Origin of the sequence: Flammeovirga pectinis (assembly GCF_003970675.1) — a bacterium.
Lineage (GTDB): Bacteria > Bacteroidota > Bacteroidia > Cytophagales > Flammeovirgaceae > Flammeovirga > Flammeovirga pectinis.
The window spans coordinates 308,669-333,428 of the sequence record NZ_CP034563.1; the positions used below are offsets into that span (position 1 = coordinate 308,669).

A 24,760-nucleotide genomic window follows, 5' to 3' on the forward strand; every position below is an offset into this window, starting at 1 on the left:
TAAAGTGATCACCTCAATTACATCGCCGGATAATTTGGCTTGTAATCGTTAAGTTCTAACTTTTTAGTCTCAGAAACCTCAAGTTTCACACTTTTTAAATCTTTATCTCTAGAAGATGAACCCACCATAATAGTAAACATTCCTTTTTCTACTCCCCATTCCATTTCTTGATTAAAGAATGCAAGATCTTGTGTAGATAAATCAAAAGTTACAGATTTCGTCTCACCTGCATTTAAGTTTATTTTTCTATATGCTTTTAATTCTTTTACTGGGCGTGTTACAGAAGAATAATCATCTCTGATATACACCTGTACTGTTTCTTCTCCGTCTACTTTTCCTATATTAGAAACATCACATGAAACCGTAAATGTGCCATCACCTTTAATAGATGTTTTGTTTACAGCAATATTATCTGTAGTGTATTTAGTATACGATAAGCCGTAACCAAATGCATATAGAGGATCTTTATTTGTAAATTTATATTTGTGGAAATAATGAGAAGGTTTGTGGTTATAATATAACTTCACTTGGCCAACTGTACGAGGCACTGTGATTGGCAATTTAGCTGTAGGGTTAACATCACCAAATAAGATTTCAGTAATTGCTTGTCCTCCAAAAGTACCAGGTTCCCATGCTTCTAAGATACCGCTTACGTTATTTTCTAACCACTCTTCTCCAATTGGACGTCCGTTTACTAGTACTGCAAGAACTGGTGTTCCCGTTTTCTTAATTGCTTTAATTAATTCTAGCTGACGACCAGGAAGATCGATATGTGCTCTATCTGTATTTTCTCCACACGTTTTATTTTTCCAATCCCAGCGCATAGAGTTTTCACCAACTACAACTACTGCTAAATCTGCTTTAGCTGCTCTTAAAGCGGCTTCTTTAATTGCTTTATCTGTTGTTTTACCAATAACTTCACCACTGTTATAGTAGTCTAGTTTAAAGCCTTTGTCTTTAGATACAGCTTCTAAACCTTCTTTTACAGTAATTATACGGTCTTGAGGTTGGTACCAAGTCCAATCTCCTAAGATTGTTTCGTTATCAGCGTTTGGCCCTGTTAAGAAGATTTTTTTATGTTGTCCTTTTTTAAGTGGAAGAATACCATCGTTCTTTAATAAGACAATAGATTTTCTTGCAATTTCTAAAGAAGTAGCTTGATGTTGTTGATTAAATACCACTTCATCTGCTTTTTTCTCATCTACATAAGGGTTTTCGAATAAGCCCAATCTAAACTTCACTTCTAAAATTTTAGAACATGCTTCATTTACTCTTGCTTCTGGAACAATACCTTCTCTTACTGCAGAAATAATAGATGCTGAGAATTTAGGACCGTGCATGTGCATATCCATACCGTTGTTTACAGAGCTTCTAAAAGCATCGTCTAAATTTTCTGCCTGACCATGTAAAGTATGAATACGTTCAATATCCATCCAATCTGATACATAGAAGCCATCAAAACCATATTCATCACGAACAATATCCGTCATAAACTCTTTGCTATTATGACAAGGAATACCGTTTACTTCATTGTGTGCAGTCATTATAGAAAATACATTTGCTTCTTGTACTGCTCTTCTATAAGGAGGTAAATGTACTTCTCTTATCGATCTCATTGATAAATCTAATGGAGATGCGTTGGTACCATTTAATGGCTCACCACCACCAATAAGGTGTTTTGCACAAGCAATTACTTTCTCATTTCCTGTAAAATCTCCTTGCTGAAAACCTTTTATCATTTCTACACCCATATTACCTACTAGGTAAGGGTCTTCTCCAAAAGTTTCTCCAACTCTACCCCAGCGTGCATCTCTTGCAATATCAATGTTAGGAGTAAAAGCCCAGTGAGAACCTGTTGCTCTCATTTCTTTTGCAGATTCTTCACCTACTCTATACGATAGGTTTTCTTCCCAAGTACTTGCCACCCCAATTGGTGTCGGATAGATTGTAGCACCGTAATTTAAACCATTACCGTGGATAGCGTCAATGCCTATTAATAAAGGAATTTTTAAACGTGAATGCATGGCTAAACCTTGTAACTTGTTTGCCTCTTCTGCTGAGATAACATGAAGAAAAGAACCTATTTTTCCTTCTTCTGTCATTTTTGCAATATCTGAAGAATGAAGACCAGGATAAAATCCCAATGCATCATTGTTATGTAACTCCTCTGGAGACAGATCTTCTTCTGCTTTTTTCATGTGTTCAAGACCTACAAACTGTGCCATTTGTGCAACTTTTTCTTCTAAAGTCATACGCGACATTAAGTCTCTTACTCTGTCTTGAACGTCTATATTACTGTTCTTGTAAATTGGCTTATCATTACTTGCTCTAGTTTCGCAAGAAATGTTACTAAAAGCAATTGCTATAAAGATTAAACCGGTGATTAGATTTCTCATGTGCTCATTAAAAAGTTAATAATTCTTGACTACAAAACTCACACTTTAATCATAAACTATGGTAGAGAAATGATTCTTACCAAGGTGAAAATAGTTCTATATCGTTTTGATCAAAATTTAAAACATGTCCTTTATAGTGTTAAAATTAAAGGTTTTGTTTGATTTTCGAACATAGAACGTTTTTCAAACCATCACGAACAATAACTACCACTAATGTCTTATCTACACTTTATAGATTTGTATCACTATTAAATAGAATCACATTAAGAAAATTTTAACCGTTTTAATTTCAAATGATATGAAAAAACATTACTTTAAAGAATGAGACAATAGCACTACTTAAAGATTTACTTGTATAAATCTACTAACGCTGGCAACGCTATCTAACGAGAATTTTTTAAAATATGCCAGTTTTCTGTTCAAATATGATCTCACAAATAATAATCTTATCAAAAGGTTGTTATTGTAAAATAACACTTATATAATGAAGTATAAAAAAATACTCTTTATTCTGTTACTACTATCATTTTCTATCGACCAAATAATTGCACAAAACGAAGTAGAATATACTATCCAAGGTGTAATTAAAGATGAAACTGGAATAACTCTACCAGGAGTTAATGTATATAACAGAGAAACAAAAAGCGGTGTAAAAACGGACTACAATGGTAAGTTTAGCATAAAGCTGAATGGAAATGCTACTTTAGTATTTTCATATATTGGAATGAAAACAAAAAGAATTGAAGTAGACCCTTTTGATACATCTTTAAGAAATTTAGATGTAGTATTAAAAGAAGACATGGAAATGCTAGACGAAATTGTTGTTGTTGGTTACGGTAGTCAAAATGCCAGTGACTTAACAGGTTCAGTTTCTCAATTAAAAGAATCAGACGATGTAGTTCGTCAGTACAACAGTGTTGACGAAGTATTAGAAGGCCGTATGGCTGGTGTTCAAGTTTCTAGTAATTCGGGGCAGCCCGGATCTGGAATTAGTGTAAAAATACGTGGTACAAACTCTTTAAGAGGTAACAACGAACCTTTGTATATTGTAGATGGTATTGTTATTAGCTCTGCAGGCGAAGATACAAACAATGCTTTTTCTGACGGTAACGAAGATCAAGGTATTCAAAATGGCTTAGCGGGTATTAACCCAAGAGACATTGAATCTATTGAAGTACTTAAAGATGCATCTGCTACAGCTATTTATGGTTCTAGAGGTGCAAATGGTGTGGTACTTATTACAACTAAGAAAGGTGCTAAAGGAAAAAGTAAAATCAGTGCATTTGTAAATACAGATGTATCTACAATTAGTAAAAAGATTGATGTGCTAGATGCCCCTAGTTTTGCTCAAATGGTAAACGAGGTATCTATGCTAAAAGGGTTTCTTCCTAAATATCATTTAGACAACGGACAAATTCATACTATTAATGGAGATGGTTCTATTAACCCTACTGCATTACAACAAATTAATTGGCAAGACGAAATTTACAAACCAGGTATTAGTACTACCGCAGGTTTATCTGCAACTGGTGGATCGGATAAAACAAAATATTATATCTCTGGTGGGTTTAACGACTTAAACGGCATTGTAGATAACTCGAATATGAAAACGGGTGATATGCGTATAAACTTACAATCTAACATCTCGGATAAATTAAAAGTTGATACACGTATGTCGATGTACTACTCACAAGGGCAATTTGCTCAGGGTGGTTCTAAAGGTGGTAGTAGCCGTTCTTTCACTAAATCTGTAGTTAACTTCCAACCTTTGGTTGTTCCAGATGCAGATATTTCTGAAATCGGTTTATCTAACCCTTATTCTTTTATAAACGATTACGAAGACCTTTCGCAAGAATTTAAATTATTCGCTTCTTTTAACGCTACTTATTCTTTTAACAAGCACTTTAAGTATCAGGTAAGAGCTGGTGGTAATTATAGAACAAAAAGCCGTTCTATTTGGTACGGTAGTACTACACAAAAAGGAAGTCAGACCAACGGTGCTTTAGGTATTTCTGGTATCGATAGATATTCTTATGTTGTCGATAACTTATTAATGTTTAACAAGAAATTTGGTAAGAAACATAGAATTGATGCTGTTGTTGGTTTTGTAATGGATGGAGTTACTTCTACACAATCAAATAGTGAGTCTGAAAACTTTCCTGTGCACACTTTAAAAGCAAGAGCACCTCAGTTAGGGCAAACAATTGTTCGTCCGTATTCTGAAATGACAAGTCAAGAATTATTGCTTTCTGGCTTAGGTCGTTTTACCTATAGTTACGACAACAAGTATACATTTACTGCAACAATGAGAGCGGATGGCTCTTCTAAATTTAAAGCAGAAAATCAGTTTGGTTACTTCCCTTCTTTAGCTGCAGCGTGGCATATTTCTGAAGAGAATTTCTTAAAGCATTCTGAAACTATTTCTAATTTAAAAGTTAGAGCATCTTGGGGTATGACGGGTAACCAAGCAATTAGCCCTTACCAAACATACAACAACTATGGTGTAGTTTATTATACTGATTATAACAATAACACAATTATTGGTGCTGGACCAAATAACTTGGGTAATGAATTCCTTAAATGGGAAACGACAACACAAGCCAATGTAGGTATTGATTACGGTTTATTTAACGGTAAATTATACGGATCAGTAGATGTATATCATAAAACTACAGACGATCTTTTACAACAAATTCAGATTCCAAATTCATCAGGTTTCCAAAGTTATTTAACAAACAGAGGTTCTATAGAGAATAATGGTATTGATTTAATGTTAGAAGGTGTGCTTTATTCTAAGAAAGATTGGAACATTACACTTGGTGGTAATATCTCTTTTGTTAAATCTGAAGTAACGCATTTAGGTATTCCAGATAGTCCTGTTTACATCAATGGTGTTGAGCAAAACGCTTCTTATTACTTAGGTAGTAACGTATCTTCTGGTACTTATTTTAAGCAACCTGCTAACATATTTATGGTAGGTCAGCCAGTCGGTATTTTCTGGGGATATAAAACAAATGGTATTTACCAAACTGGTGAAGATGCAGCAAATGGCCCTAACGTAAATGGAAATGCTCCATCTGCAGGTGATATTGCTTTTGTTGATCAGAACGGTGATGGTAATATCGACGCAAGTGATTTAACTAAAATAGGTGATCCTAACCCATTGTTTACTTTTGGTTTCAATGCTAAGGTAACTTACAAGAACTTAACAGTAAGTGCATTATTTACTGGTTCTTATGGTAATGACATTGTGAATGGTAACTTATTGATTGAATCGGATGCTTACCAAAACAACAAAAATGTTAGACCAGATGCTTATTACAATGCTTGGCGACCAGGTGTTACAGATGCGTCAGCACCTCGTTTAGATCATCCTAACCAAACATTATTTACAGATCGAATTGTTGAAGACGGTAGCTATTTAAGATTAGCCAATCTTACAATTGGATACGATGTGCCAATTAAATCGAATAGCATTGAAAGACTTAATGTATTCTTTGCTGGTAGAAACCTGTTCACACTTACAAACTACTCTGGTTACGATCCAGAAGTAACTTCTTTTATGGGTGATGGTACAGTTATGGGTGTAGACTGGAATTCGTTCCCGAATGCGACATCGTTATCTCTTGGCGTTAACTTAACATTCTAATTTGATTATTATGAAAAATAGATTCATCATATTCTTATCCATTGTTCTTTTCTCAGCTACAAGTTGTTTAAAAGAAGATCCTCCATTTTTAAGTGATGAGAACTTATTCACTACAGATGAGGGTGTAAAAGTTGCCGTAAATGGTATTTATTCTGCAATTGCAGGTTATAACTATTATAGTTCTGACTTTATTCAATTAGTAGATTACCATTCTGGAATGTTTAACTCAGGTAGAGCACAAGACCAAACGGGTGTTGCTGCATTAAACACATTGCCTAACGGTACTTTTGTAGAAAATGTATGGAAAGCTTCTTACCAAACAATAAACCGTTCTAATGAAACTATTATTGGGGTACAGAACTTTCAGGAAAACCCTTCTGATGTTACTTTAAACGAAGTAGGACAAGCTTACTTTTTAAGAGCAGTAATTTATTTTAACCTAGTACGTCTTTTTGGTGAAGTGCCAATTAGAACGGAAAAGCTGAATATAGATACAATCAATGCTCCTAAAGCTGCAGTAGATAGTGTATACCAATTGATTATTAGCGATCTAAAGATGGCAGAAGAAAACCTTTATGAAAAAGGGATTCAAACAATTGGACGTCCTGCTAAAGAAGCTGCAAATATGTTACTTGCTCAAGTATACATGAACATGGCTGGTAATGATGCTGGTTCTGAATATTGGGCAAAAGCGAAAGAAGAAGCAATGAAAGTGTACGGTCAGTACCAATTAGTTTCTGATTATACTACGCTTTGGGAAAACGGTTCTCGTAACAATACAACAGAGGCTATTTTTGAAATTCAATATAACCAAGCAAATAGTGGTAATATTATAAGATTACACACGCCTAGTAATGCTTTTGTAGGGCAATCTTGGGGTAGAGTTTTAGTTAATCCAGAAGTGATTGATTACCACATGAATCAATACCCTAACGATCCTCGTTTTGAAGCTACCATGATGTACAATTACATGAAATACAATAGTGATGGTACTGAAAATGGAGAGCAAAAAATCTATCCTTTAGTGACTAGAAGAAGCAAAGCCAATTCTTTCCCGTTTGTTGGAAAATACTGGATTTGGGATCCTAAAACGCCTACTCCTTACTCTGACGCAAACTTTGTAATTATGCGTTACTCTGAATTGTTATTAATGCTAGCAGAGATTACAAATGAAATTGACGGCCCTGGCGCAGCAGAACAATATGTAAACGAAGTAGTTACACGTGCTAGAAACTCTACTGGAGGTGATGGTGTTGTACCTGCAAATTGGTCAGGTTTTTCTCAAGATGAATTTAGAATGAGAATTATGAGAGAGTACCAATACGAGTTACTTGGTGAAGGTGGAGAATGGTTTAGAAACAGACGTAGAGGTCTTGATTACTTTAAAAATGAAGTAGTTAATATCCATAATGAACGTATTAAACTAGACGGAAACGAAGGTGTAGATGTACATTATGATGATGCTGAAAAAGCAATGTTACAACCAATTCCACTTAGTGAGATCAATACAAACCTAATGATCACGGTAGACGATCAAAACCCTGGATATTAATCATAAATAGCTATCCAATAGTATGAAAAAATTAATTTTAAGCATAATCATATTCTCAGCAGCATGGTCGTTAGGCCATGCTCAAGAGAAGAAAAATGTACTTTTTATTGCAATAGATGATCTTAAACCTACTATTGGTAGCTTTGGTGATGACTTTGCAATTACACCAAACATAGACCGCTTGGCAGACGAAGGAACTGTGTTCTTAAATAATCATTGTCAGCAGGCTGTATGTGGTCCATCAAGAGCAAGTTTATTAACGGGTTTACGTCCTGATGTTGTGCGTGTTTGGGATTTAAAAACGAAGATCAGAAGTCAGCGTCCAAACGTAGTTATGCTTCCTCAATATTTTAAGGAAAATGGCTATACAACGTATGGTGTAGGTAAAATCTTTGATCCTAGATCTGTAGATAAACAACAAGATGAAGTAAGTTGGACTGCATATACGTTACCAAATCAATTAAAATATCCTGAAGGATACCGCGAACCTTCTTTATCGTATTACCAAAATCCTGCTAACAGAGCTCGTATTAAGGAATTAAGAAAAGAAGCTATTGAGAAGGGAATCAAAAAGAATAAAATCAATAAGTGGATTCAAACACAATTTAAACCTGCCTACGAAAAAGCAGATGTGCCAGACGACGCGTATATTGATGGTGCTATTACTAACCAAGGTGTTCAATACATCAAAGACCTAGAAAATAGTGATAAACCTTTCTTTCTTGCAGTAGGTTATAAACGTCCTCATTTACCATTTGCAGCTCCTTCTAAATATTGGGAGATGTATCAAGAAAAAGAAGTGCCTTTAGCTCAATTTCAACAAAAAGTGGTTGGTGGTTACGATAAAGCTTATCATAATTCTAGTGAGTTAAAAGGCTACAAAACAGAAGGAATTGATATTAGTGAACAAGATGGTTTAGCAGTTGTATCAGAAGATGGACAACGTAAATTAATTCATGGTTATTATGCAGCAACTTCTTATGTAGATGCTTTGGTTGGGCGTTTATTAACTCAACTAAAAGAAAGTAACTTAGATAAGAATACAATTATAATTCTTTGGGGAGACCATGGATGGCATTTAGGTGACCATCGTTTATGGAACAAGCATTCTAATTTTGAACAAGCTACTCGTTCGCCAATGGTAATTGTAGACCCATCTCAAAATACAGTTAGAAGAGTAGAAAGTGTTACAGAATTTGTAGACATCTACCCTACCCTTACTGATTTAGCGGGTATTGCAACACCTACATCACTTTCTGGAACAAGTTTAAGACCTTTACTAGATGGTTCTGAAAAAGTAGTTAAAAAATACGCTGTAACTCAGATTGCTAGAGGGCAGATAAATGGGTATTCTTTAAAATCTGGAAATCTTAGATATACGGTATGGTACAACAATGCTCCTCGTAAAAAGGCTACTTTATCAGATTCTAAAAGGATGGCAGAAGAGCTTTATGATTATTCTGAAGATCCTCTTGAAACTAGAAATTTAGTGAACGACAAAGCATACAAACAACAGTTAGAAACTATGCGTGCCTTGTTCTTAGATTTCTTTACAAATGATAGAGATTTTAAAGAGTTTTCTATAGGTAAAGCTGAAACAAATTCAGATAACTGGTTAGCAGAAGCAAATGCTCGTATTGAGAAAAACAGAAAGGGTGAAGTACTTTTAACTGTACTCGATAAGAAGGGAAAACCTTTTGAAGGTGAAGTGAAAATTCAGCAAACAAGTCATCAATTCCGCTTTGGTGGTATAATAAACTCTAGCTTATTTGCTGGCGAAAAAGCACAAATTTATAAAGATGCTTTTGTTCCAATGTTTCAGCATACTGGTTTTGAAAATGCTTTTAAGATTAAACATAAAAGACTTTTTGATAAATACGGAGAAGATATTACTACTTGGTTAACAAAAGAAGATATCTCTTTAAGAGGACATGCGCTTGTTTGGGAAAAAAAGAAGAACATGACAAAAGACTTGCAAAAAGAACTTGCTGTAAAAGATACAGCAAAGGTTATTGCAGGTTTAGAAGCTTACACTAAATATGGCTTACAAGATTATGATGCAATTGAGTGGGACGTACTCAATGAACCTAGAGAATGCCATGATGTTCAAGATATTACGTTACAAAATTCTTGGGCACACTGGTTCTTCTATGCTGATAAAGTAAGAAAAGACCCTTCGGTTAAATTTTATTTAAATGAGAACAAAGTCATCTCATCTCCTTATAAAACAGCAGAGAGAAATATCAAATTTCATAAAAATGTAATTGATGGAATTCTAGCTGAAGGTGCTCCATTAGAAGCACTTGGTTTTCAGTCTAGAATGAAACAACACATTCACCCTGCCGACTTGTATGACCGTTTAAACACATTTGCTGCATATGGCTTACCAATGTTAGGTACTGAGTTTGAAATTGTAGATTCTGGCTATCAGAAATTTACAGAACAAGATAGAAAAGACATTACAAAAGAAGTAATGACCATCTATTACAGTCACCCTCAAGTAGAAGGCTTATATGTTTGGACACCTTTTGGTAAAGACCGTAAAGCATTCTTTGATTTAGATGGCAACCCAAGAGCCGAAGCTAAAGTTTGGAAAGCACAACTTGACGAATGGACTACTTCTTTATCGGCTGAATCAGACAGCAAGGGTAATGTAAAATTTAGAGGCCATAAAGGTACTTATACTGCTGAAATCACTCAAAAAGGAAAAACATACATCCAACATTTTGAGGTATTAGAGGCATCAAATGATATTAAACTAAAGTTGACTGAACTTATCAACTAAAAAGATATTTGACATGAAACAGTTACTATACACAGCATTCATCGTACTCCTCATTTCTATAGTGAGTTGTCAAAAAAATGATCCTATAAACACTGTAGGAACAGAATATATGGATTCTCTTACTTATTCAAGTACACTATTTTATCCATTAGATAACATGGAGTCAGACGCTCCTGTTTATGATAATACTTTTGGTGTTCATTTCCAGTTAGAGAACTTTTATAGTGCAGACCCTGCAGATTCAATGCTCTATGAAAATGCATCTATTGATAAAGAAACAGGGGTTATTTCTATTAATGATGGTACTCAACTAGAGTTAGGAAAAGAATATTTTGCAGATGTTGCAGCATTTACTGTAAGTGGCAAAAGACTTTTCTCTAAAGTATGGACAATGGGTGTAACAAATGTAGAAGGCGAACTTTTCTATTCTTACCCTGCCCCTAGTTACGAACGTAATTTTGAAGGTGAAGTAGCTCACTTAGACAGTGTAGACTTTACTGAAAATGTAGAAATGAGTACTTTCCAATTGTTAGATGCTCCTAGAGGATTTGAAATTGATGAAGAAAACGGTCATATTTTAAAAACAGGATATGTAGAAGTAGGTAAATACCCTTTAACTGTACAAGCCAACACTACTGCTGGTTCTACCATTAAAAAAGATATTGTAATGGTAAATATTTACGGTGCTCCTGTACTAACTTACCAACCTAGCTTCTTTAAAATTCAAGGAAACTACGACATTACTGCTACACCAACTGAATTAGATTTCTTAGACGGTGCCGTTTTCAGTATTAAAGATAATAGTGGTTTATCGGGTATTTCAATAGATCAAAATGCAGTAATTACTTTACCAGAAAACCATAATAATGCAATTGGAGAATATTCTGTTACAGTTGTTGCAGTAGTAGATGCACAAACATTCGAATTTGAAGAAGCTATTAAAATAGAGATAGTTGATATGATTTCTCCTGAAATTACGTTTGCAGAAAATAAGGTAACTCTATCTCCTTGGACTCCTTATACTTTAACTCCAGAGTTATTCTCACTTCCTAGAAATACGACAGTAGCATTAGAAACTGTGTTACCTACAGGAATGGCATTTGATGCAACAACTGGTGTTATTACTATAGACGAAGATCAAGAATTTGCAGATGCAACCTATCCTATTACAATGGTAGCTTCAACTCCAGAAGGTGATGTTAGATTGGAAAATCTTGTACAAGTTGTAATCGAAATGAAAGAGGAAATTCTTTTAGAAGATGATATGACAGAAAGTTCATTAAGAGACGACTATATCACACAGCAAATTGTTGAAGGAGATGAAGAAAGAAGTGGTGCCAATTGGAATACTACTGGATCAAGAGATTATTGTAGATCACAAGCCAACGTTTGGAGTGGTACTTATATTAGACATAGTTACATTGCGGTTAGCTATGAGATTGATAATGTAAAGAGAGCAACTCTTACATTTGATAATGGAGTAAACAAAGATCTTAAAGATGAAAATGGTTATAGAGAAGACTTCTTCTCTGTAAATTACAGTAGTAATTTCACAGGGTCAGATGATATTCATTCTGCTACTTGGACTAAAGATTCTAATGCAAATATCTCTAGAACAGGTACTGATATTGACAACGGGCAATACATTAATTCTGGAGTATTAGAAATTCCTACAGAATTTATTAACGGTAACCGTTTAAATATAGCGTGGTTAGCATTTAAAGATTATATCAATATTCCTGACACAGTAGCTAAGACTGGTCATACATTTGGCTTTAAAAATATTGTGATCAAAACATATAGTAAATACGATGCAATCATTGAGTAATTGATAGATTAAAGTTATATTTGAAAGGAAGGGTAATTCAACTTACTCTTCCTTTTTTTGAAATACTAACTAACTAACTTTTTCTATTAACAGCACTAAATTAATAATGTCAGCTATATGAAATTGAAAGCCTTATACTTTATCTTTTTAGTACAACTTTTTTCTGTTTCTGCCTTTGCACAATGGAATGAAACATTTCAGTTTGACAACTTTAATGTCCAAAATGGATTGTTAAGTCACATTGTTCATGATATTGAGAATGACCATAGAGACTTTACTTGGGTACTTACACCTAATGGTATTCAGCGCTTTGATGGTACTTCTTTTAAAACCTACAATGTTATTACAAAAGACAAAGAGGAAATCCATTACTATAAAAATAATTCAGGGATTTTTATTGATAGTAAAAAAGATATCTGGCTACATAATCAATATGGTGTTTTTAAATATGACAGTCTTTTAGATGAGTTCAAACAGTTTAAAATCAAGAACTTTGCAAATAAAAAAGCCGTTACAAGTATCTTAGAAAAAGAGGGTAAATACTATTTCTTTTCATGGCAAATGCTTGTGATATGGAACCCCGAAACTGACACCTCAAAAAAAATATTTATAAAAAAGAGAATTACATCTACATGTGATTACGGAAGTCAGGGTATCTTAATTGGCAGTCCTAATGGTTTGCAATTAATTAAAAATGATGAGCTTGTAGATTTTCAACTGTATGGAAATAACCTTAGAGGGGCAGGCATAACCTGTTTGTTTAAAAGTTCTGATAATACAATTTGGATAGGAACATATAATAAAGGTATCTATCAGATTAAAAACAATACAATACAGCACATTAAGAACAATATTGATTATAAAATTAGTGAACTGAAAATTTTTAATAATAAAGTTGTTGCTGGTACAGATGGCTACGGAATGCTTGTTTTTGATTTAGATGGCCATGAAGTAGACAATTCTAGCTTAAAATTACTCCACGGTTTACCTATTAATAAAATTGATATTGATCAATACCAAAGGTTGTGGATTTCGTCTTTTGGAAGAGGGTTATTTTTACACAATCCATACAAACCATATCTTAGAAAAATTAATATTGATCCAGAGCCTAACGTACATGCTCAGAGTGGATTTACGTCTTTTATGGATAGTAAAAAAAGACTTTGGTTAGGAACAGATAAAGGGATTGTTATTCGTGATAAAAATGGTAAGAAGAAGTTTCTAAAACCAAATCATTTTATCAAAAAATTTAAGCGTAACGAGAGTTTTGTCATTAATAATATTCAAGAAGATAGGCAAGGTAATTTTTGGGTATCTAGTTATGGTTTCGGCTTGTTTTACATTAATGGAGACAGCTACGAAATAGAAAAAACAATTAAGACGTTTACGGCTGATGGTAAGAAATACAGCAGCAAATTTATTATTCAGATACAACTTTACGGTAATAAGATGTGGTTTAAACTGGTAAAAGGCCTAGCCTTTGAAATGGATTTAAGCAATAATTCTTATACTATGTTACCTATAAGTAGTGTATCTAACATTCTATACAGCAGTAAAAGTGCTACACTTTATGTTACAAACCATGACGGTGTGTTTGCAATAAATGGTAAAGACAAAAAATTAATTATTCCACTAAAAAATCGCTCTGTTTCTTCTATTGTTCCCATAGATGAAAGATACTATTTAATAGGTACAGAATCCAATGGCTTGTTTAGAATGGATACGGAAACAAAAACCCTTGATAAACTTGTTATTAAAGAAGGGAAAAGATTACCCAATCACGTTACTCAGATTTTAAACACAGGGTTTAAAGAGTTTATTGTAATGGGCGATAATTCGATTATTAGTTTTACTTACGATCATAAATCAAATACTCCTTCTGAAACCCAAGAAATTGTTAACCAAATAGAGGCACACCAAGGGGCTTCATCAAGATATAATTATTCTTTAATTATTGGTTCTTATGATGGGTTTTATCAGTTTCCATTAAACTTTAAAGAAGACCTAAAAAAGAAGCACCATATTTTCTTTAACGAATTAGAAATTGACGGTAAAAAAGTTTCTCCTATAAACAGCGAAACCCTTACCAATACTATAGAACATGCCAAAGAAATTACTTTAAACCACCCTGATAAGAGTTTCAACTTAGAAATTACATCTACAGAATACGATGATGATAACCTTTTATATAGTTGGAAATTGGATGGTTTTGAAGACAACTTTAACAGAAGAAGTAATACAAAAGAAATTAGCTATCAGAATTTACCTTACGGAACTTATGAGTTAAAAATTAAACTCTATTCTGGTAGAAAGATTAAGGAACTTTCTTCTAGGTCATTAATTATTAGTGTCAAACCTCCTTTTTGGAAAACGACTTGGGCCTATTTATTCTACCTTGTTGGGGCAATAATTCTGTTGTATTTGGTATATCAATGGTACCATGATAATGTTCAGCAAAAGCATTTAAAAGCAAGGAACGCTATGTTTGCAGAAATTGCTCATGAGTTAAGAACACCACTTACACTTATGCAAGGTCCTCTTCAAAAATTAGAAGAAGATACAGATTTAGATGCATCTGCTACTCGTTTAATGAGTATGGTTAGAAGTAATTTAACGCGTTTAAATAAGCGAATTACTCAATTATTAGACTATGAAAGGGTAAACGAGATCAATGAACAATTACAGGTAAAAACCTTTGATATTTTAGATCTTACAAAGGTTTTAATTAGAGATTTTGACCCACTTATTCAGAAGAAAGGCGTAACCATTGCTATCTCTACTAAAGAAGAGAAGCTAATTGTTACTTTAGACTTTGATAAAGTAGAGAAAATCATCTATAATCTTATCTCTAACGCTATCAAATACTCTAAAGAAAAAGATACAATTACGATTGTTTTAGAGAAAGAAGCTAACTCCTTTAAATTCAATATTCAAGACCATGGTATTGGTATTCCTAAAGGGAATCAGAAACATATTTTCAAGCGTTTTTATAGAGCTGAAAATGTAATGAAAAATCATAAAGTGGGTAGTGGAATTGGGTTAGTATTATCGTATAAATATACGGCAATGATGAGTGGTAAACTTCATTTTGAAAGTGAAGAAAATCAGCAAACAACCTTCTTCTTAGAGCTCCCTTTAAAGGTTAATGGTATTTTAAGTGATACTGTACCAAGTGAAATTTCTCATTATGGAGAAGAGTTTTCTGAGAAAGACAAAGAAAAGTACGATTATAGAATTGCAGTTGCAGAAGACAATGCAGAATTAAGAGCATTCATCAAAACTTCGTTATCAGATAGCTTTACTATTGAAGTTTACGAGAACGGTAAAGAATGTTATGACGCTCTTTTAGAAGAAGATTTTGATTTAGTGCTGAGTGATGTAATGATGCCTATTATGAACGGTTACGAACTCTGCGACAAAATTAAAGGAAACATTGAAACATCTCACCTACCAATTATCTTATTAACTGCTTTAAATGCATCAATGTATAAAGCAGAAGGTTATATGCATGGGGCTGATCATTACGTAATTAAACCTTTCGATATCCGTATGTTAAAGTACAGGATTATCAGTTTAATTGAGAATAGAAAATCTTTAAGTAGCTTCTATCAGAATAAGATTCAAAAAGGAATTGTAATAGAAAAAATTCACGCTAAAACAGATTCAATAGACAATAAATTCTTACAAGATATTGATGAATTAATTGATACTAATCTGATGAATCCAAACTATAACGTGATGGAAATCTGTAAAGATATCGGTATGAGTAGACCTGTTTTATACAGAAAGTTAAAAGCACTTACTAAGTTGTCTCCTAAAGAATATATTCAACACAAACGCCTAAATCACGCTAAAAAATTATTGATAGAATCTACTGAAAGTATCAGTACTATTGCTTATGAAAGTGGATATTCTGACCCTAAATATTTTAGTACTGTGTTTAAAAAGCAGTTCGGAATGTCGCCTAGTGAGTTCCTAAAACAAGGAGAAAAACAAAGTACCTAAACTACTTTTGTTACCGGTTGAAAAGCATTTTTTTAATAAAAATGAATTTTTTAATAATTTTATTTACGTTTATTATCGTTGATGCAAAAATTTAGTTAATTTTGTAGTTGCTCGTATATACTACATTTTTACTAAGTAATGCAGACTATAAAAAATTATTCTTTACTACTCCTTTTATTGTTTTTTAGTTTTCAAATATTTGCAAAAGATCAGAAACCTTCATGGATAAATTATGCAGAAAGAAATGCAAGTTATCCTAGAGATAAGTTTCTTGTTGGTTGGCAAGTAAAAGAAAATGTACCCAAAGAGGAAGTGCAAGAAGCTAGAAAAGAGCTTACCCAACTTGCAAAGGTTGAACTTGCCGAAGGCGTTTATGTTAAAATAGAAAGTGTAAGTAAAATGGATATTGGAAATGCTTCTGGAGCATCTTTCGAGAACTTTAAGCAAAACAGTACTTCATTCTCTAAAGTCAATATTAATGGTGTTCAACAAAAATACTATTACGACGAAAAAAACCTTACGCTTTATGTGTTAGTGTATGCCAATATTGCTGAAGTTATTAAGGTCAACCAGACTAAAATTACCGCACTTACAAGTAAATTATCTTCGTCTTTAAAGCAGGCAAAAAATAATAACACAAACGGTAATGCAATGCTCGCAAAAAAAGAGCTTAACAGATTATTACCTGTAATTAGAGAAATAGAAGAAATTTATACTGTTTCTATCACTTTAGGTCAAGCTATTAGTATTGACTACGAAGATTTTTTAGCAAAAGAAACAGAGGTATCTACACTTTTAAATGCATTAAACAATAGAAATATAAATACAGTTTCCGAACTTTCAGTAGATATTTCTATGACTTTAAGTGATCAGCTTCAACTTTCTCAGCAACCTGTAAACTTAGAGTGTTTTACCTTTGAAGATACAAAAATGGGCAGCCGCTTTTCTAGAGAATTGTTCCAAAGGTTATCACTTGATTTAGGGAAAGAAGCGAAGTTTATTGTTAAGAATACAAGAGGAATTAGTCCTGCAAAATATACAATTACGGGAACTGTCTGGGAAAAAGAAAATCACCTTTCTATCATCTCTATTTTAAGAGAAAATGAAAGCGGAAGTGTAATTGGTAGTTCTGAAAGTCAGATTTTAAAATCGACATTAACAGAGAACGATTACAAACCTCAAAATCTTTCACAAGCAGTTTCAACACAACAACAATTTCTTTCTAATACTGTAGAAAACTCTGGTTTAAGTATGGATGTGCTTACAAACAAAGGGAACACAAGTACATTATTTACACAGGGAGAAAGAATGTCGTTGTATGTAAAAGCAAACAGACCTTGTTTTGTACGTTTTATTTACCACATGGCAGATGGTACAAAAATATTACTTCAAGACAATTATAAGATATCTCCAGATCAAGTAAATAAAATGATTAAGGTTAGTCAAGAGTTTGAATGCTCTGCCCCATTTGGTGTAGAAACACTACAAGCATTTGCCCGTACCGATATCCCTTTTGAACCACTTAATGTTGTGCAGTACGATAGAATGTCAATCATTCAAGACGATCTACAAACAATTAATTCTAAGAATAGAAATTTAAGTCAAGGTCAATCGGAAGATATGCAAAATGAAATTGCTTTTTCGGAGAAACGTGTTGTAATAACAACACTACCAGCTCAGTAAATACTACAGATAAATAAACTCAACAAAGTTACAATTCTATTTTTTTATGAATACCTGTGCGAATAATAAGTGTATGATTAAAGAAAAGAACAACAAACATCTACTACTCGTAAAAAGTACTATCGTTTTTTGTTTTTTATTCTTTGCATGCCAATCACTACTACTAGCTCAAAGAGAGTATAAAAAACTACCCGACAATGTAAGTTCTAGTAGTTTTAGAGAATACGCTCCTACCTTAAATGCTGAAGGAAATATTATGGTTTTCCAAGCAAATATGGGTGAGGGTAACCGTTGGGGTATTTATGAAACTACAACAGCAGACAATGGCGTAACATGGACTGATCCTGTGCCTTTAGATAGTATTAATAATTATGGCGCACCAAACGATTTAATTGGCGGTCCGTCGATCTCTTATGACGGTAACACACTTTATTACTTTGCCTCTTTTAAAGAAAGCTTAGGGTCTGAAGATATTTTCTATTCTACTCGTATTGGAGACAAATGGAGTTCTCCAAAAAACATTGGTGCACCTATTAATACAGCACTTTACGAAGGTTTTCCAAGTGTAAGTGCAGACGGGCAAAGCATGTATTTTATTTGCTTCGATACATTAAATACAAGCGATACAGGAAGTAGCTGTTTTAGTATTAAAGTAGCAAAGAAAGATGGAAAAGGAAATTGGGCAGAACCTGTCTTTTTACCTGCTCCTATTAATTTAGGTTGTGAGAAAGCGCCAAGAATTTTGTCAGATGGTCGTTCATTAATATTCTCTTCTATACGTGCAGGTGGTAAAGGTAAATACGATTTATGGATGTCTAAATTGGGTTTTAATGGGGAATGGTCTGAACCTGTAAACTTAGATTTTGTAAATACTAAGCGAGACGATTTATATGCCTCTATTTCTGCTTCTGGAGAAACACTCTATTTTTTAAATGATGGAGAAGTTGACCCTAAGGTTTTAAAAAAATACCCTAATATGAAAGGGCAAGAAGATATATTCACTGCCTTTATACCAGAACATTTTAGACTTTATAAAAACGTTACTTTCCAAGGTAAGGTATTTAATATTGAAGATAATTCTCCTGTTTCTGCAACTATAAGCGTAAGAGACAGGTCTACAACAGAAAAACTATTTGATTTACCCGTTGCTGAAGATGGTAAATATGCTTTGGTATTAACAGAAGGTATCGATTACGAAGCAAGTGTAAATGCAGAAGGTTATTCTAATATCATCTTCTCAGAAGATTTAACTGAGCTTGAAGAATACAAACAAATTAATAAAGACATAAGCCTTTTTAACCGTACAGATTTAGAATTAGAAATCTATGATGCGGATTTAATGGAACTTATAAATGCTCAAATTCAAATTAAGAGCTTAACAACTCAAGAGATTATTACAGATATTGAAATTATTGAAAAAGAGAATATTAAACATCTTTTGTTACCTATTGGTGATAAGTATGAATTAACAATCTCTAAAAACAATTTTCAGACTTCTGTATTTAACTTTGACTTAAGCTCATTTGTACTCTATCAGAAATTTCAAAAATCTATTGAATTAGCTCCTAATAAAGTAGAATTAGAGTTTAATATTGCTGATGCCACAACGCATGAAGGGTTAGAGGCAATGATTTTCTTATACAACACAGATACTGATGAACGTATTGCAATCCCTGCCGAAATGGGTGCAGATGGTAAATACAAAGTAGAAGTGAGAGACGGTGCAAATTACCAAGTAGAGGTACGTAGCCCTAGAGGGTATTCATTCTTCTCTTCTAAGTTAAAAGCGGGTAAAAAGAAAAACTTTGATGTTGCACTTACAGAGTTAAAACCAAATACAAAACTCCCGTTAAAGGATATTCTATTTGAATCTAATTCTTCTGAAATTATAGAAAGTTCTTATAAAGAATTAAAGCGTTTGGTTAAGCTGATGAAGGATAACCCAAACATTGTTGTTGAACTTGCTGCTCATACAGATGATGTAGGGGCTGAAAATTACAATCAGAAACTATCTGAAAGTAGAGCACAAACTGTAGCCATGTATGTAATGCAATTCAATATTCCTAGAGCAAGACTTGCCCCTAGAGGATATGGAGAATCTCAACCATCAACTACCAATGATACGGAAGAGAACAAGGCCAAGAACAGAAGAGTAGAATTAATGGTTCTTTCTATCAACAACTAATAAAGACAGCAAACATTATGAAAGCATTATCCTTAAATAAATACATTTCTTTGCTCCTAATTGGCGTTTTTGCTGTTGTTTTATCAGTTACAGCACAAACCGAAAAGGTAGAAGAAGATGAGGTAACAAAAGCCGAAAGATTAAAATACGAAGACATTGATTATAAGAAGTACTTCCCATTAATCAAGCCTTCTTTTGATACTCGAATTGACGATCCTGTTTTACAGGATCTGAAAAAAATTAGACAATATCAACCTTTTGAAGTAAGTCCTATCTTCCAGATTAGTGAATATTACTTCCAAAGAATTGATGAATTTGATGTTTTAAGAGAATACCACGCAATTCACTCTACTTGTGATTCTGCCTTACAATATATTAATGAGTTTCAGGCTCGTTTAGACGAAAAGGAAGTTAAAAAGAAAGGAAAGCGGTATTACATGGAGTTTCTTAAATTCCCTGCTAATGCTGGAACAATAGACGAGAAGGTTTCTTTATTACACATTAATAAAGAATTAGAACGACGCAAAGAAGTATTAGCATTGCAAAAATCTGAAGTGGATAGTATTTACATGAACTTTAAAGCTTCAATTAACGAATACTTAATTGCAAACGAGATTTTTAGAGATGTTTGTGGAACATATTCTACCATTAAAGATTTGTATATAATGGCAGAAAATGATAGCCTTTTCCCAAAATTGGCTACTATGAAAATGCACTACGAAAAGTCTTTAGAATATTTTGCTCTTTACAAAGCTGCTGCTACTGTCCACCCTTTTGATGGTTACTCTCAAGAATACACAATTAAGCCAATAGAGAATTATAGAATTCATGGCTTAACAAGAACGTCTTTCTTAACAATGGAAATTGACTTATGGGATTATGCAAAATGGCATGATGATGTTCTTGCGTATTACCAAGCTGAAATTGTAAACATGAGATTGTTAGTAGATAGTTATGATAGTGAATTAGATCAAATTATTCAGCAAAAACAAGCTACTTCTTCTCCATCAGAGGACCGTTTTTATTTAGATTCTCGTAAGATTGGTAAAATTAAAAAATACGATCCAAGTGCCTACCCTGTAGAAATATTTAAATATAAAGAACAGAAAGTCAACTTATTAAATCAGATTGCTTATTCTAATATCCAATTTAATGGTAATAAAGTCGATTTAAAATATATCCGTTCTCAAGCAGAAGTTTGGACAGAGAGTTTAAAAGCAAGTAAAGCATTAAACAATATTCATACATCATCTGCTGATATTGGTTACATTAAGCATGCAAATTTTTATAAAATGAAGTACAACGACAACCTGTCGTCTTACATCAATTATGAAAAACAATTTATTGCAGATCAAACAGTACAATCAGAAAAACTTTTAAAAGAACTTGTTGTTACTTATTTCTCTAAAGTACCTGTAGAAAAGGCAGAGTTTATTCCTTACAAAAAAGATTCTATCTCTGTTACTCCTGTTTCTGATAAAAATTTATTTGGAAAGCGTAAATACACAACAATGTATGTTCGTCCAAATAAGAACAATCATAAACTCTTAATTGGTACTATTAATAATGAGAAGGAGTTTGGTGTTTTTGTTGCTGATTTAGATTCTGCTCAAAAAATTACTTGGGTAAAAACATTTAACTATAACAGAAAAGAGTACCAAGGTATTCCTACAATAGATATTCCATCTATCAGAATTAAAAATGGAATGTTACATGTTTTAATGGCCGTTCAAGGTATTAAAACAGATGCTGTAGACATGACGTTGGGTTCTAAAGTTGGTGTAGTTAAAATAGCTTCTGGAGAGATTGTTCACGAACAACCTATTAGTGGTGCTCTTTATCCTAGAACGCTCAATTTCTTGCAAGAGCAAAAAAGTTACCTAATAGCCTATAAAGGAAAATCAAAAAATAACATTCAGCATTACGATACTTTATCTATCCAGAATGTAAGAATGGATGGTGAATTAATATGGAACGCTAAGTTTATGATGAAAGGAATTATAAACGATATTATCGGTATGCCGAGTAGTTACATTCTTGTGGCTAACGTAAATAAACTGGCTACACTAGATGGTAAAGCAACTTTAACTGCAACATCAGAAACTTTTGGGCAATTTAATACAGCACTATTAAAATTAGATGCGTTTGGTAAACCTTTAGATGCTACCATTCTTAAGTCTTCTACGCCGTATGAAGCTACATTTGCACTTACTGATTTTGATAATACCATCAATATAATTGGTGTTAAAGGTGCTTACGCTCCTAATGCTGATTTTAGTAATAGAGATGTTATTCTAGTTACGCTGAAAGCAAATAATTTAAAAGTTGTAGAAAAGAATATCCAATAATTAAGATGAAATATAAAGTAATTTTAAGCTGTTTCCTTTTCTTGTTATTTCCATTTCTAACACAAGCTCAAAGTGTAGAAGAAATTTGGGAAAAGCACATGAAAAATGCTCGTGATTGGTACGAACTAGATGAGTTCCAAAGTGCATTACAAGATTTTATTAAAGCAAAAGAAACATTACCTACAGATTCTGTTGCGTATTTAGAAGGGGCTTTATCTGCTGCCTATGCAAATAATAACGACTCTTTTGAAAAATTAAAAGAAGAATTTACATCGGTTTTTAAATATACTTCTCCTGCCTTTAATGAGTACTCAGAAATTATGTTTATGAGTGCTGTAAGTAATGCTGAAGGAGAAGAATTAGTGAAGCTATTAAAAATTGGCGTTAACCAATATCCTAATAATAGTGATGCGTATGCAGGTCCTTTATTAGCTACTTATTTTGAAAATAATCAAATTGAAGAAGCTCAAAAATTACTAGAAAGAGTAGTTCCTACAAGTGAAAATCCAGAATTTGCTTATACACTTGGCGTGATCTATCAGAATACAGGCAATATTGATAAAGCAATTACTAATTATGAAATTGCCACTACTTTAGATACAGATCACCTTGATGCAAATTATAACCTTGGTACTGTTTTTTACAACCAAGCTGTAGCAGAAATCAATAAAATTAATGAACTCTCTCTAGAAGATTTTGAGAAATCTAGTCTTGCTTATAATATGAAAGCAACCGAGCTTTTAAAAATGGCAAAACCGTATATTGATAAGGCTGCTTCTGGAGATAAAAATGCCACAGATGCTTTTGAATTCTTACAAACAACGTTGGTTTTAATAGATCACATGGACAATGTAAGAGAAACATTAGCAATTACATCTACAGAGAGGTTAGTACCTTCAACAACAGGTTTCGCTCAAGAAAGTATCACTATTTCTGAAAGCACTCCAGCTTCTACTCCATCAACAACTACACCCTCAGTAAGTGTTCCTACTCCTACTGTTGCTCCATCAGCACCTGTTCCAACTCCTGTGGCAGTGGCACCTAAACCTGCAAGCGTACCTTCTGCACCAGCAGAATTAATTATGTCTGAATTGGCTTTTGAATATGAAGGCGGTGTAACAACTTTATCAAAAGGGGGTTCTGGAAAAATTAAATTAAGAGTTGATAATTGGGGTAAAGGAGCTGCTGTAAAACCTATAGTAAAGTTATTACCAACTATGTCTGTTCCTGGTTTATCATTTGATAGAGCTGTGGAAATTAAAGACTTAGGACCAGGTGAAGGCGTTCAGGTTGAAATTTCTTTGCACTACGAAAAACCTAATGCCGTTTCTAGAGGATTTAAAACAATTAAAGCACCGCAGAATAAATTTAGAGTAATGATTCAAGATTCTCTAAATAACCGTTCTGACATGCAAGAGTTTGTATTAAGCTTAGACCAATCTGAATCTAGTGCTTCTACTCCTGCAGTTGCAGTAAAAACAGTACAACAGGGTAAAAACTACTTATTGTTAATTGCATGTAACGATTACCAACAATGGACTCCATTAGTAAATGCGGTAAACGATGCTAAAAAAATAAAAGACGTTTTAACTACTTACTATCATTATGAAAAAGAGAATGTTTTTGAAATTTATAACGGTGACGTTACGAAATCAAATATTTCTAAGATGGTAAGAGAGATCAATACTAAGATAGGTGAAGAAGATAAACTTTTAATCTACTATTCTGGACATGGTTATTACGACGATTTCACACAAGAAGGTTATTGGGTACCAGCAAGTGCTGCAATGTCTCAGGATGATATGTCTTCCTATTTATCGAATACTACAATTCTGAATTACATTAAAGGATTAAATACTAAACATACGCTTTTAATAGCAGATGCTTGTTTCTCTGGTTCTTTATTTGCCACAAAATCAAGAGGTATGATGTACGCAGAACGTGTAGAAAACTTTAAATCGAGATGGGGATTATCTTCTGGTGGTTTAACAGAAGTATCTGATGGTAATGCAGGAGAACATAGTCCTTTCAATCATTATTTAACAAAATACCTAGTAAACAATACGATCGAAAAACTGACAATTTCAAGTATCGCATTATATGTTAGGCAAACAGTAATGAGTAATACAATGCAAGAACCTCAGGGTAAACCTTTAAGAAATGTTGGTCATGAAGGCGGAGAATATATCTTCCATTTAAAGGCAAATCCTACTTTGGGAGAAGGGAAGTAAATTTTCATACTCAATTAAAAAAGACAATCCCCTTTTAGATATCAACTATCTAAAAGGGGATTTTGCAATTTTTAACAACTATATATTAACCTAAATAC

At 33.3% G+C, this 24,760-nt stretch carries 10 protein-coding genes; 9 read left to right on the forward strand and 1 reads right to left on the reverse strand.

Features of this window, described 5'->3' with window-relative positions:
- Window positions 1-17 precede the first annotated feature (17 nt).
- Window positions 18-2,396: a glycoside hydrolase family 3 N-terminal domain-containing protein gene (locus EI427_RS21705; RefSeq protein ID WP_126618964.1), complete on the reverse strand. Its 2,379-nt coding sequence runs from the start codon at window positions 2,394-2,396 to the stop codon at window positions 18-20.
- Between the two features lie 484 nt (window positions 2,397-2,880).
- Here EI427_RS21705 and EI427_RS21710 point away from each other — a divergent pair, with 484 nt between their 5' ends.
- The 9 genes from EI427_RS21710 to EI427_RS21750 all read left to right on the forward strand — a co-directional run bounded on the left by EI427_RS21710 (window position 2,881) and on the right by EI427_RS21750 (window position 24,662).
- Window positions 2,881-6,045 (forward strand): SusC/RagA family TonB-linked outer membrane protein, encoded by a 3,165-nt coding sequence (locus tag EI427_RS21710; RefSeq protein WP_126618966.1) that lies wholly within the window; start codon window positions 2,881-2,883, stop codon window positions 6,043-6,045.
- 10 nt (window positions 6,046-6,055) lie between these two features.
- The gene (locus tag EI427_RS21715) at window positions 6,056-7,597 is read left to right on the forward strand and encodes a RagB/SusD family nutrient uptake outer membrane protein (protein WP_126618969.1); all 1,542 of its coding nucleotides are present in this window, start codon (window positions 6,056-6,058) and stop codon (window positions 7,595-7,597) included.
- Between the two features lie 22 nt (window positions 7,598-7,619).
- Window positions 7,620-10,382, forward strand: coding sequence for a sulfatase-like hydrolase/transferase (locus tag EI427_RS21720; protein ID WP_126618971.1), 2,763 nt, complete (start codon window positions 7,620-7,622; stop codon window positions 10,380-10,382).
- 13 nt (window positions 10,383-10,395) lie between these two features.
- Entirely contained in the window at window positions 10,396-12,210 is a 1,815-nt protein-coding gene (locus EI427_RS21725; protein ID WP_126618973.1) for a hypothetical protein, read from the forward strand.
- A 117-nt stretch (window positions 12,211-12,327) separates the two neighbouring features.
- Complete coding sequence (locus EI427_RS21730; RefSeq protein WP_126618975.1) at window positions 12,328-16,215, forward strand: hybrid sensor histidine kinase/response regulator transcription factor; 3,888 nt, start codon at window positions 12,328-12,330, stop codon at window positions 16,213-16,215.
- Window positions 16,216-16,353: 138 nt separating this feature from the next.
- Window positions 16,354-17,898 (forward strand): hypothetical protein, encoded by a 1,545-nt coding sequence (locus tag EI427_RS21735; RefSeq protein ID WP_126618977.1) that lies wholly within the window; start codon window positions 16,354-16,356, stop codon window positions 17,896-17,898.
- Between the two features lie 73 nt (window positions 17,899-17,971).
- Window positions 17,972-20,083 carry an OmpA family protein gene (locus EI427_RS21740; protein ID WP_170178571.1) on the forward strand — a complete coding sequence of 704 codons (2,112 nt, stop codon included), beginning with the start codon at window positions 17,972-17,974 and terminating at the stop codon, window positions 20,081-20,083.
- Window positions 20,084-20,100: 17 nt separating this feature from the next.
- A complete protein-coding gene (locus EI427_RS21745) occupies window positions 20,101-22,431 on the forward strand; it encodes a hypothetical protein (RefSeq protein ID WP_126618981.1) in 2,331 nt (776 codons plus the stop codon).
- A 5-nt stretch (window positions 22,432-22,436) separates the two neighbouring features.
- Window positions 22,437-24,662 carry a caspase family protein gene (locus EI427_RS21750; protein ID WP_126618983.1) on the forward strand — a complete coding sequence of 742 codons (2,226 nt, stop codon included), beginning with the start codon at window positions 22,437-22,439 and terminating at the stop codon, window positions 24,660-24,662.
- Window positions 24,663-24,760 lie beyond the last annotated feature (98 nt).

Excerpts from the sequence above, each read along its gene's own strand:
- EI427_RS21705 (WP_126618964.1), bottom strand. The coding sequence starts at position 2,396 with ATGAGAAATCTAATCACCGGTTTAATCTTTATAGCAATTGCTTTTAGT.
- EI427_RS21710 (WP_126618966.1), top strand. The coding sequence starts at position 2,881 with ATGAAGTATAAAAAAATACTCTTTATTCTGTTACTACTATCATTTTCT.
- EI427_RS21715 (WP_126618969.1), top strand. The coding sequence starts at position 6,056 with ATGAAAAATAGATTCATCATATTCTTATCCATTGTTCTTTTCTCAGCT.
- EI427_RS21720 (WP_126618971.1), top strand. The coding sequence starts at position 7,620 with ATGAAAAAATTAATTTTAAGCATAATCATATTCTCAGCAGCATGGTCG.
- EI427_RS21725 (WP_126618973.1), top strand. The coding sequence starts at position 10,396 with ATGAAACAGTTACTATACACAGCATTCATCGTACTCCTCATTTCTATA.
- EI427_RS21730 (WP_126618975.1), top strand. The coding sequence starts at position 12,328 with ATGAAATTGAAAGCCTTATACTTTATCTTTTTAGTACAACTTTTTTCT.
- EI427_RS21735 (WP_126618977.1), top strand. The coding sequence starts at position 16,354 with ATGCAGACTATAAAAAATTATTCTTTACTACTCCTTTTATTGTTTTTT.
- EI427_RS21740 (WP_170178571.1), top strand. The coding sequence starts at position 17,972 with ATGATTAAAGAAAAGAACAACAAACATCTACTACTCGTAAAAAGTACT.
- EI427_RS21745 (WP_126618981.1), top strand. The coding sequence starts at position 20,101 with ATGAAAGCATTATCCTTAAATAAATACATTTCTTTGCTCCTAATTGGC.
- EI427_RS21750 (WP_126618983.1), top strand. The coding sequence starts at position 22,437 with ATGAAATATAAAGTAATTTTAAGCTGTTTCCTTTTCTTGTTATTTCCA.